The sequence below is a fragment of the Leeuwenhoekiella aestuarii genome, assembly GCF_004104055.1.
Taxonomy (GTDB): domain Bacteria; phylum Bacteroidota; class Bacteroidia; order Flavobacteriales; family Flavobacteriaceae; genus Leeuwenhoekiella; species Leeuwenhoekiella aestuarii.
This window is the reverse complement of sequence record NZ_QOVJ01000001.1, coordinates 432,028-443,610: the sequence shown is the minus strand read 5'-3', so window position 1 is coordinate 443,610 and position 11,583 is coordinate 432,028. Positions and strand designations below refer to the sequence as shown.

Annotated in this window: 9 protein-coding genes; 5 read left to right on the top strand and 4 right to left on the bottom strand. The window is 40.8% G+C overall.

Annotated elements, in window-relative coordinates; translation table 11 throughout:
* Positions 1 to 170: 170 nt before the first annotated feature.
* From DSM03_RS01995 to DSM03_RS01980, 4 genes are all read left to right on the top strand, one after another.
* Entirely contained in the window at positions 171 to 1,025 is an 855-nt protein-coding gene (locus DSM03_RS01995) for a toprim domain-containing protein (protein ID WP_128761697.1), read from the top strand.
* Between the two features lie 88 nt (positions 1,026 to 1,113).
* Positions 1,114 to 1,410: a mobilization protein MbpA gene (gene mbpA / locus DSM03_RS01990; RefSeq protein ID WP_128761696.1), complete on the top strand. Its 297-nt coding sequence runs from the start codon at positions 1,114 to 1,116 to the stop codon at positions 1,408 to 1,410.
* Positions 1,407 to 2,234, top strand: coding sequence for a relaxase/mobilization nuclease domain-containing protein (locus tag DSM03_RS01985; protein WP_128761695.1), 828 nt, complete (start codon positions 1,407 to 1,409; stop codon positions 2,232 to 2,234). Before mbpA ends, DSM03_RS01985 begins: the two co-directional genes overlap by 4 nt.
* On the top strand, positions 2,231 to 2,545 hold the full coding sequence (locus DSM03_RS01980; RefSeq protein WP_128761694.1) for a DUF6730 family protein: 315 nt from the start codon (positions 2,231 to 2,233) through the stop codon (positions 2,543 to 2,545). The genes DSM03_RS01985 and DSM03_RS01980 overlap by 4 nt, the downstream gene beginning before the upstream one ends.
* 143 nt (positions 2,546 to 2,688) lie before the next feature.
* Here DSM03_RS01980 and DSM03_RS01975 read toward each other — a convergent pair whose 3' ends face one another.
* Positions 2,689 to 3,966: an alginate export family protein gene (locus DSM03_RS01975; protein ID WP_128761693.1), complete on the bottom strand. Its 1,278-nt coding sequence runs from the start codon at positions 3,964 to 3,966 to the stop codon at positions 2,689 to 2,691.
* A gap of 189 nt (positions 3,967 to 4,155) precedes the next feature.
* Here DSM03_RS01975 and cobA point away from each other — a divergent pair, with 189 nt between their 5' ends.
* Positions 4,156 to 4,956 (top strand): uroporphyrinogen-III C-methyltransferase, encoded by an 801-nt coding sequence (cobA, locus tag DSM03_RS01970; RefSeq protein WP_128761692.1) that lies wholly within the window; start codon positions 4,156 to 4,158, stop codon positions 4,954 to 4,956.
* Here cobA and DSM03_RS01965 read toward each other — a convergent pair.
* From DSM03_RS01965 to DSM03_RS01955, 3 genes are all read right to left on the bottom strand, one after another.
* Positions 4,953 to 6,389, bottom strand: a complete 1,437-nt coding sequence (locus DSM03_RS01965; RefSeq protein ID WP_128761691.1) for a rubredoxin — start codon at positions 6,387 to 6,389, stop codon at positions 4,953 to 4,955. The genes cobA and DSM03_RS01965 overlap by 4 nt on opposite strands.
* Complete coding sequence (locus tag DSM03_RS01960) at positions 6,386 to 9,907, bottom strand: nitrate reductase (protein ID WP_128761690.1); 3,522 nt, start codon at positions 9,905 to 9,907, stop codon at positions 6,386 to 6,388. Before DSM03_RS01960 ends, DSM03_RS01965 begins: the two co-directional genes overlap by 4 nt.
* 124 nt (positions 9,908 to 10,031) lie before the next feature.
* Positions 10,032 to 11,459, bottom strand: a complete 1,428-nt coding sequence (locus DSM03_RS01955) for an MFS transporter (protein ID WP_128761689.1) — start codon at positions 11,457 to 11,459, stop codon at positions 10,032 to 10,034.
* Positions 11,460 to 11,583: the final 124 nt, after the last annotated feature.

Below are 11,583 nucleotides of genomic sequence, written 5' to 3'. Positions count from 1 at the left end.
ATTTGTGGTAGGATCTTAAGAAGTCATCTTACCACAATCCTACCCATCTTACCCCAAATGTGTGGTAGGATGGGTAGGATGAAAAAAGGACTTACCCAGGTCATTAAGCCCCGTGTTTACTGGGATGGGTAAGATGGTAGGATGTTTTGGGATTTTTAAACTATTTACAGATGAAAAAAGAAAAACTATCGTGTGAAAATGCCCGAAAAATTCCCATCGAAAAGGCGCTGGAATTTTTAGGACACCTTCCCACTCGCAATTCGGAAAAGGAAGCTTGGTTTCTAAGTCCCCTGCGGTCAGAAACCCAAGCATCCTTTAAAGTTTCTAAAAAATTAAACTGCTGGTACGATCACGGATTGGGGATTGGCGGGAACATCATAGATCTCATTTGTGAGCTTTCAAAAGTATCGGTGAGTAAATCTCTAGAGATTTTAGCTCAACTTAAAACAGTGAATTACGATCTTCCAAAACCGCAACGTTCTAATTTAAAGGAATCTGGAATTGAAATCAAAGATGTAAAGTTCATTCAACATTCAGCTTTATTACAGTATTTGACTAAACGAAAAATCAGCCTTACTATAGCTAATACCTTTTGCAGGGAGGTTCACTATACTATTGGTAATAAATATTGTTTTTCCATTGGACTCAAAAAAAATTCTGAAGGATGGGAACTTAGAAACAAATATTTCAAATGTTCAAGCTCACCAAAAGATCTGACTTGGATCAAAAATGAATCCCAGAATTTGATGGTTCTGGAAGGAATGTTTGATCTATTATCACTGATAACAATCTATCCAAATTTAAAACGAGAAGCTGACTTTTTGATTTTAAACTCCATTGTTTTTGCAGATAAAGCACTTCCCATTTTAGATAATTATAAAACGATAGAGCTCTATTTGGATCGGGATGAGGCCGGAAGAAAAACCACAGCTTTCTTCTTGAATTCAACTTCAAAATGCATTGATAAATCTGAGTTCTATTCTGCTGAAAAAGACCTGAATGTCTGGCTGATGAAAAAGATTTAAAATGATTTCTGGAGAGCAGGGCAAGATGTGTGGCTGTGGCCACAATCTTGCTTTGCTCCCGATGGTTGCAAAGAAAAAACTATAGACGATGAAACGAGCACTTATCAAATTCAGATGCAGCGTATATGAGAAAAAACTGCTGCAGGTAAAAGCAAAAGCTGCAGGCTCAAGCCTGAGTGCTTTTTGCCGAAATAGCCTACTGGAACAACAGATCATAGAGCGGATGAATGAAGAGCATATCAATACCTATAAAATGTTGGTCAAGTACCACAACAACTTTAAACGCATTGGAAATATGTATAAAAAAGGAAATCCAAAGCTCAGTGAAGAAGTGATTTTAGTGGCTGAAGAAATCAAGAAACACCTTAAAAGCATCATCCCATGATTGGAAAAGGAAGTTCCATATCAAGTACACTCGCAGCTTTGAGATACGGTAATAATCCGGAGAAAGAAGCTGAGCAGGTATACAGTTACCTAATTGTTGGAAATACTGCAGAAGAAATCACCGAGGAATTTAGAGCGGTTCAAACGCTCAATCAAAACTGTGAGCGCAATACTTTAAGTTTTGTTCTAAGTCCAACGGTAACCGATGGAGCTCAAATGAACACAGAGGATTTAGGGAAACTCACTAAAGCTTTTATTCAACATATGAAATTACAAGAGCGGCAGGCAGTAGCGTATGTACATCGGGATAAAGAGCATACCCATATACATCTCTATATAAATCGCATTGATCTAAATGGAAAAGCGTACAAGGATAGTTTTATAGGCAAACAAAGTCAGTTGGCAGCAGAGCATACCGCAAAGGAAATGGGAATTCAAACGATAAAGGATGTGCAATATCAAAGGCATCTAGAACTAAGTAGTATCCGAAGTGAACTACAGAAGGCACACAAACAAACTATTGGCCAAGAACGAGCTAAAGAATTACAAACCTACATCAACCGAATGCAGGAAAAGCAGATTACAGTAATCCCGGTCATTAACAAATCAAAAGAACTTCAGGGATTCCGTTTTGAATATAAGGGGCAAAGTTTGAAAGGAAGCGAAGTACACCGATCAATGTCAGCCAGTAACTTATTGAAATCAATATCCCGTCAGAAGAGTGTTGCAATTGGTGGAAGAACTATTCCTATAGCACCAAGTCTGGTTAAAGCAATTGCTAAAAAAGCACTGAAACTAGTAATCAATAAAGGAATTGGAATATGACAAAATTAGAAATCCTATCAGAATTGCTCGTTGAAGAATTACACAGCTTTAAGGAAGAAGTCAACCGTCTAGAAAAGATTGAAAAATGCATAAAGGATACGTCTATAAAAGCAGATAGCACCCAGATAGAAAAGTTGATTGAGGAGCATCTTAGAAAACTGGAAGTTAATCAAACTGCTCAACAAAGAAACCGAGAAGAAATATTGAGAATGATTAAGCATTCCCGGACGATTCCCAATTGGCTTATTGCACTAGTTCTACTTCTTTTTCTTTCACAAGCATCTGCTGTTGTTTTTCTTTTGCTGCGCTGATTAAAAAACAGGAATAATTTTTTCTTTCAAAAAAACCTGTCTTCTGTGAAGGCCTTTTCGAAAGAAAAAATAATGGGGAAGTGGTCTAAAAATATAATAAATAAATTTTCTGAATTGATATAATTTCAAGAAGGAATTCATATTCAGAGCTCTTTAAAACTGTTTTTAAATAGATTGGGATTAATAACCAGCATTGCCCAGCCCCAGTTGTTAGTATTGTCTGAAGCAGTTCCTCCTTTGATAAGACTCATACTTTCTGAAGCAAACATATGGGAGTATCCCAATTGCAGTTTTACGTTTTTTACAAGTGGTTGAGTGTACACCAAATCAATTTCGGTACCCAAATACGACTCGGCATTATCAACAAGATTGCCATTGGCCGCAAAATAATGGGCTGCAGCCAGCAGGGAAGACTTTTCACCTGTTTTGAAAACAGCTTTAGCGTATACATCGTTGAGCCCTACATTATTGGCGTGATTACCCACGTAGAAATAATCCATTAATCCATTAAATTTATGGTTAGTGCCGTAAAGCGGAAAAAATGACTTGCGATCTGTACTACCCTGATCAGAACCGCTCAGCAATTCGGCACCTATCCCATAAAGCGTTGTTCCGGGCTTATACGTCGCTTCTAAAGCAACCTGATAGGCACTTAGACTCTGGTCTACAGGATAGGCATCACCAAATTGATAATAGGCACTCCCACTAAAATTTACAGGACCCGCCGGAAACGTAAAATAAGAACCCAATGTTTGCGTATAGTAAACGCCATCTGCTATCGTGTTTACAGGAGCGTCTTCAAAGCGTTGAAAGCCGGTATTTAAAGCAAGTACACTTAAGGAAGAAGACTCCCAGGATTTTTTAAAGTAGGCATATTGCATCGTCTTATAGGTAAAAAAACCGGGAACCTGATAAAGAGTACCAAAATTGGACTCACCCTGCTGACTAAAGGCAAAACCAAGATCTAACTGAATTTTATCTTTTTTATACTTCAATAACGCAGCATCGTGAAAACGGCCTTGCATTGCCCAATCGAGTCCGCCAAAAATGCGCTGATCATCATAAGCAATTACCTGTCTTCCTAATTTTGTAGACCAATTTTCACCCAGAGAAAGTTCTGCCCAGGCCTGAAACAACATAAACGAATCATTCCCGTCTGAAGGGAAAATCTGGCGGGTATCACCCCAGGTACTTACATCCTGAAGCGCAATAAAGACATTTAATTTTTCGGCTTTATAACCAAAATTTAGCCGGGCGCGTTGACGCACAAAAGCTGCAGCGTCTGTATTGTTGGGAAAAAGCGTGTTGTAACCGTGACGGTATTCAAAACGCTGTCTTAAATCTACATCTGCAGTAAACTCTTGAGCAAAAACGCTGCTAAAAAAAAGGAGACTCAAACCTGCAAGGCATAATTTTTTCATAATTCTGATAATTTCTGTTTGTGAGACAAATATATTCAGAAAATAAAATAATAAGTATAAATACTTAATTATTATCTAGATTAAGAACGATTTTTATGAGATTGTAGAAAATAAACAGAAAAAATACGTAATTTAACGTAGTAATACGTAGAAATCATTATTTTTATCAGGTCATTAAATACAAATGCTATGCAGACTCTTACTCCCAGACTGATTTTGATAGGTGCAGGTCCCGGCGACCCAGATCTTATAACACTCAAAGCGGTAAAATATCTTAAGAATGCCGATGTGGTTCTTTATGATGCACTGGTCAATACAGCGCTGCTGGACTATGCCCATCCCGATGCCGAATTGATTTTTGTTGGAAAGCGTAAAGGTTGTTATGCCTATCATCAGGATCAAATTAATGATCTTATTGTAGATCGTGCACACGCAAGAGGCACTGTGGTACGACTAAAAGGTGGAGATCCTTTTATATTTGGGAGGGGAGCTGAAGAATTAGTGTTTGCCGCACAAAACGGAATCACAACAGAACTGGTACCCGGTATTTCTTCAGGTATGGCAGTCCCGGCGCTTCAAAGTATACCACTTACCTTACGCGGGGTTTCTGAAAGTTTTTGGGTAATTACCGGTACCACAAAAGAGCACCGCCTTTCTGAAGATGTTCAGCTGGCAGCAACGAGTAATGCAACGGTCGTCATTCTTATGGGAACCGCAAAACTTACTGAAATTATAAACGTTTTTAAGGCTCAGCATAAAGGCGAACTCCCCGTTGCCATCATTCAAAACGGTACGCGTACAGACGAAAAGATTGGGATAGGCACCGTTAATACCATCGAGAAGGTATATGCTGAAAAAAATCTGGGTAATCCGGCGATTATTGTTTTGGGAGCCGTAGTGAACCATCGCGAAAACATGCAAAAAATAATTGCTTCTTCTCAAGTACAATCAGCGCGTGATTCAATAAGTTTAAAACCAAATGTAGCTTAGGTAACTGCTTTATAGTGGCTAACCGCTGTGTAATTTTCTTTATTTCCTTCGCATAGCGAACAGCTATAGTCTTCTGGAAGGTCTGTAAATAAAGTTCCTGGTGCGATACCCTGAGTAGCATCCCCATAATTTGAGTCGTAAATAGTCTGACACAGGCTGCATTGATGCACCGTAATTTTTGTGGTAGCAACCTCTGGTTTTTCTGCTGTTACGGGATTTTTAAGTATTCCGAGATTTTCAAAATACATTCTGCTGAGTTCCATTAACAGTTCTGGTAACTTTACCCGATCTATATCTAACGCATACACTATATAATCCCGGGTATTAGGATCAAAATCCCGGGCGTAAACAATATTAAAAGTAGGCGGGATATTTATGCCTTCAAGAGACGCCGTTGCATTACGCTCAATGACAATTGAGGTAAAGTATGCCACGCGTCTGGTAAAATCAGTTATACCAAATGTTAGCCCATACGTGCTTATATCGCTGGCGTTGAATGCATCTACCAGATAATTTTTAAGTTTTAGTGCGTTTGTGTTTGCTACCGGTACATGCCAGTTTAATTCAAGCATACTGTGCCGCACATTAATCCCACTCATACCCAGAAATTTTTCCCATTTCAGTTTTGCTTCCGCAGGAATTCCTTTTACAATAAACGATTTGAATGGAGTAAGCGATATTTTTCCAATTTTTGAATCGGCACACAGATCGCACAATTCTTTTAAGAACCTGATGTCATATTTGTTATTACGCCAATACAATCCCAACCAGTATCGGTCGCCAGCCATGCGGTTCATCCCCTCGTAATATGGGAAGGGTCTAAAGTCTACTTGTAAGGGCTTATCAACCGTACGGCTGTTTAAGTCAACCGCATCAATAACCAGATCAAAAACCATGCTCACCGTTTCGGGCTCTTCCTGCAAAAGGTTTTCTATAACCTGAGCTACTCTTGCGAGATCCCAACTGTAAATAAGTACCGGGTATTCCTGCATACTTTCCCAATGCGGAAGGCGTAGGTAGAGATACCAGTAGTCGTCAAACTCTGAAGCGATAAAATTTAGGTGTGCGGTAAAAAGAGGCACAAGACGCTGGCGCGGGTCTACTATATTTATTTTTAAACGCGGCGTATTTTCAAACTGCTCCAAAATATACAAATAGCGGTCTGCAGTTAGCCAGGGTGTATTTGGGAATAAATCGCTTGATACATAAGATGATACAATATTTTCTACCCTATTCATCGCAGAAGTAACTGTTTTAAATTTTTGAGATTCCAGTTCTTCCTCCGGTATTTCGCCCTCAAAAAGAATATCCTGTCGGGAGCCGAAAGCAACGGTTTTAAGACCAAAACCTTCAGCAGCCTCAAGAATGGTTTTCAACTCCCCGGGAGACAATACGCCACCTTTTACGATTACTCTTGATAATTGATCGTTCATACGGCTTCTTGAGTTTGAAGTAGTAAGTCTCGTACTTCGGTTTTACAGCTTCCGCAACCCAGACCGGCTCCGGTTTGGTTACAAAGGTTTGTGAAATCGGTACAGCCCCCGGCAATCGCCTCTTCAATATTCCCTGCGCCCACCTGACTGCAGGAGCATATTAGCTTTCCATTTATGGGTGCCTGTTTTGAAGCCCCTCGTAGTAGCAAATCTCTTTTTTCGGCGAGTTCAATTTTGCTTTCGATGAGATTCTTAAATTCTGCAAATTCTTGTTTATCGCCTAAGAGCACAGCTCCAATCAAGAGATCATCTTTGATGATGCACTTTTTATAATACCGTTTTGTGATATCCATAAAGATGACCTCTTCGTAGGATGTATCGTTATGCGGCACCTGGATGGTTCCTATACTACACAAATCAAGGTCGTCAAACTTTAGAATATTCATCAATACCGAACCCTCGTAGGAGGTGCTGATGTCACCCGCTAAATAGTTAGCTAAAATTGTTGCTTGCTCTTCTGCAGCTGCGGTAATACCGTAGGTTTGATTTCTGAATTCTGCGATTTCGCCCAAAGCAAAAATACGCGGGTCTGAAGTTTGTAAAAACTCATCTACCTTAACGGCACGTCCCATACTTAAACCTGTAGCTCGTGCAAGCTCGATATTGGGGCGTGTTCCTATCGCATAAACAATAGCGTTGGCTTCAAGCACCTTACCACTTTTTAGGGTGACTTCAAGCACGCCGGCTTCGTCAGTGTCAAAAACCGTACTCACCTCATTGTCAAAATACACCTGTATACCGCGCTCCTGTACATCTTTAGCAAGCATTCGGCTTGAGATCCTATCCAGTTGACGCTCCATCAAATACGAAGAACGTTGAATGATGGTGATCTTGACCCCTGTATGGCGTAGCGCAGCAGCGAGTTCCAAACCTAAAAGTCCGCCACCCACAATAATCACACGTCTTTCAGATACCGGAATTTTTGTTTTATCTAAATACGCTTTAAACCGGTCTGCATCTTCTTTATCACGCATCGTGAATCTACCTTTAAGATCTAGATGTGCATCTGGAGGAACAAAAGCGCGGCTTCCCGTGGCGATTATTAGCTTATCATATGCGTGAAAAATACCTTTGCTATCTTTTAAGGTCTGGGATTTACGCTCTATTTCGACAATAGGATTTGATGCGTGTAATTTTATATTCAGCGTTTTGAGACGCGATCCTTTCATTTTAAGAAGCTGTTCCCAGGTAAGTTCTTCGGTTATGTATTCTGGTAGTAATACCCGATTGTAAAATGGATGTTCTTCTTTAGAAAAAACAGTTATTGTATCGGTTTTGTTGAGTTCGCGGTAATTTTCTACAAACCGGAAAGCCGCTGCTCCCGATCCGATTACGGCAATTTTTTCTTTTTTCTTTTTATAGTTTTCAACACGCACTGCGGTGAATTTGAAATCGGGTTCCTTACTCTGAGGATCCACCATGTTCTGTGTAAGATTATTGGCCCGGTTGAGGTTTTGCCCCAATTTTTTACCCCAGTGCATTGGTAAAAAAACAACCCCTTTGCGCACATTGTCGGTGAGCGTTGCCTTAACGCGCACGCTTCCGTTTTCACTGCTTACTTCAACGATATAACCTTCCCGTATATTTAATACAAAAGCATCACTGGGATTGATCTCAAGTACCGGTTTAGGATAGTGCGTTTTTAGGCGGGATACCTTACCGGTTTTGGTCATCGTGTGCCATTGATCGCGCACCCTTCCGGTAGTTAAAATAAGCGGAAATGACTCTGAAGGCATAATAGAGCGGTTGGTAATCGTATAAGGTATATTGAAAATCGCTTTTTGAGATGGCGTATAAAACTTTTTATCTTCAAACAATCGTGCAGTGCCGGGATGCCGGTATTCATTAACCGGCCATTGAAAGGTGCCTTCCGTTTTGAGGCGATCATAATTGAGAAACGAAATATCAATATGCGTCCCTTTAGTCATCGCGCAGTATTCCTGATAAATTTCTTCGGTATTGTAATAATTAAAAGCTTTGAAACCCATCCGCTTTGCGAAATCACAGAGAATTTCTACATCGGGGCGTGCTTCTCCGGGAGCTTCTACCAGTTTGGGTAAATAGGAGATGCGGCGCTCAGAATTAGTCATAGTACCTTCCTTTTCAAGCCATCCTGCTGCCGGAAGCACAAGGTCTGCATACTCCAGGGTATCAGCTTTATTTGAAATGTCCTGAACCACAACAAAGCGTGCGTTTTTTAGTGCTTTTTCCACGCGCAACAGGTCTGGCAGACTTACCGCAGGATTTGTACAAATAATCCAGATCGCTTTTAACTTGCCGGTTTCAAGAGCCTCGAACATTTCTGTAGCCGTATATCCTGGTTTTGGCGAAATTTCATCAACTCCCCAGAACTGGGCAACTTCCCGGCGGTGTTCGGGGTTCATTAGATCTTTATGTACTGCCAGTAAATTTGCCATTCCGCCTACCTCACGACCGCCCATAGCATTGGGCTGCCCGGTAAGGGAGAAGGGGCCACTGCCCGGTTTACCTACCTGTCCCGTAATTAAGGAAAGGTTGAGCAGGGCAAAGTTTTTATTGGTACCTACCACGCTTTGGTTAAGGCCCATTGCCCACATACTTATAAAAGCTTTAGAAAGACCTATTAAATCTGCTGCTTTTTTAATGTCGTTAAGCGGGACCCCGCATAGACGGGCAGCTTCTTTAAGCGAGGTTTTAGTAACCTGCTCTTTATAAGAAGCAAAACCTTCGGTGTGATTGTTTATAAACTCCTTGTCAATAAGGCCGCGTTCGAGCAGTCTTCGGCCAATTGCATTATATAAAATAATATCAGTTCCCGGTATAAGCTGCAAATGCAAATCGGCATACATAGCCGAGTCGGTACGGCGGGGATCGATGACAATAATTTTGACATCCGGCTTTTTTTCTTTGTGTTGCTCAATCCTTCTGAATAAAATAGGATGGCACCAGGCAGGGTTTGCTCCGGTAATTAAAAAACAATCTGCCAGTTCAATATCTGCATAAGCGATCGGGACAGAGTCTTCTCCAAAGGTTTTTTTATAGCCCACTACTGCGCTGCTCATACACAGGCGCGAGTTGGTATCAATATTATTGGTACCCAAAAACCCCTTTACCAATTTATTTGCGATGTAATACTCTTCTGTAAGGCATTGCCCGGAAACATAAAAACCCACACTATCAGGCCCGTGCTGCTTTATAACACTCTTAAAAACCTGTGCTGCACGGTCTAATGCAGTATCCCAGCTTACTTGTTCAAGCGGGTGTGATCTGCTCCAGCGCATTTGTGGATGCAAAAGCCGGTCTGAAGTATCGTTGACCACATAATGCAGGTTGCGGCCTTTTGAGCACAGCATTCCCCGATTAACCGGGTGATCGGGATCACCCTCAACCATCACCTTATCATTGGCATCCTTTTTTACAAGAATCCCGCAGCCAACTCCACAATACGAACACGTTGATTTCTGGGAATTCTGAGTCATAATAGTAAGATTTTCTACTAAGGTTAAGGTTTTTTGAGTACAATCAAAGCAGATCAATCCGATTTGAGAATCCCTCAAAAAACCCTATTGTAATCTGTGAAATGTATTTTTAAATGCCCTTTTATTAAGCATTTGCAGGATTCAGATTATTAGTGTCTGTGAGCGTATAGTCCGCTGCTGCGTCTTTTTCATCTGCCGTAGAGAAGCGTATGGCCAAGGCGGTAATACCCGCTACAAAAACGAGAATACCAATTATAAAATAGCCACTAGAGACGGCTGCCGCAGCAGCTTCAGATTGAGCCAGTTTTGCGACTTCTTCTCCGGCACCAGAGTTTGCGGCTAGCGCAGCCTGTTCTGCAACAGCAGATTTTGACTTAAGCAACATTGCTGCAAGAAAAGCACCCACGTTACCCCCGGCACCTACAATACCTGAAATGGAACCTATGGCCTTTTTATTTATAAACGGAACTACAGAAAAGGTTGCGCCTTCTGCCATTTGTACCGAAAGACTGAACGCAATAAGAAAAGCAATACCCAATACGAGACTAGTAATCGTTGAGAAGGTCATAAGCATTACACCTTCTACTAAAAGGATAGCTACCAAAAATAGCACCCGGCCGCGGAGTCCTTTAAGTTTACCAAATTTATCACCAAAATAACCGCCCAGTGTACGGGCAAAAAGATTCATCAAAGCAAATGAGAGTACAATGTTACCTGCTGTAATACGGCTAAGACTGAATGTATTCTGTAAATAATCATCCATTGTACCGTAAACCGTCAATTCTATACCAAAACAGGCTGCATAGACTACAAAAAGTATCCATACGCGGTAATCTTTAAGCGCTTCCAGAAACCCTACTTCATCTTTCTTTTTTCCTTTTATTTCTTTACCCTGTGCTTTAAGTTCACTAAAGTTGCCTTCTGGCGTATCTTTTGTAAAATAGAAGTATACAATGCCCATTAAGAAACAGACAATGCCGGCAATTATTAAAGAATAGCGCCATGCGTCCAATTCTGATACGCCAAAACTTACCACAGCTGCAGCAATCAACGGCATACCCAGACGATTTGCACCACCGCCCAGATTTCCCCATCCCGCCGAGGTTGCGTTTGCAGTACCCACAATATTAGAAGCAAACATCAGAGAAGTGTGTACCTGCGTGATTACAAAACTAGCGCCGATAAAACCAATAAACAGTCTGCAGATGAGAAATTGCAATGGAGTTTGAACGAGCCCGCACAGAATTACCGGTATAGAACCCAGCAATAAAAGCCAGGTGTAGCAAAGCCTGGGACCGTATTTATCACAAAGCTTACCAATAATTAATCTGGCGAAAACGGTACCGGAAACTGCAAGAATTACCGAATTCCATTTTTGAGTTGGAGTAAGGCCTAAATCCCGAACAACGTCAGGCATAAACGGTACAATACCAAACCAGGCAAAGAAGCATAAAAAAAATGCAACCGAAGTGATCCAAAACGTTCGCATAGGAACGCTGCTAAAGTCTTTTAAATTAAGGCGCGTGGCCTTTGCGGAAAGTGTTGTTTTCATAATTAAGTGTTTATACTTACAAATATAAGTATAAGTACTTAATTTTAATACGTAGTTGTAAAAATTGCCAAAATTAAAATTTGGTCTTAAAATATTATGGATATTTAATTTTAAAGCTTGCTTA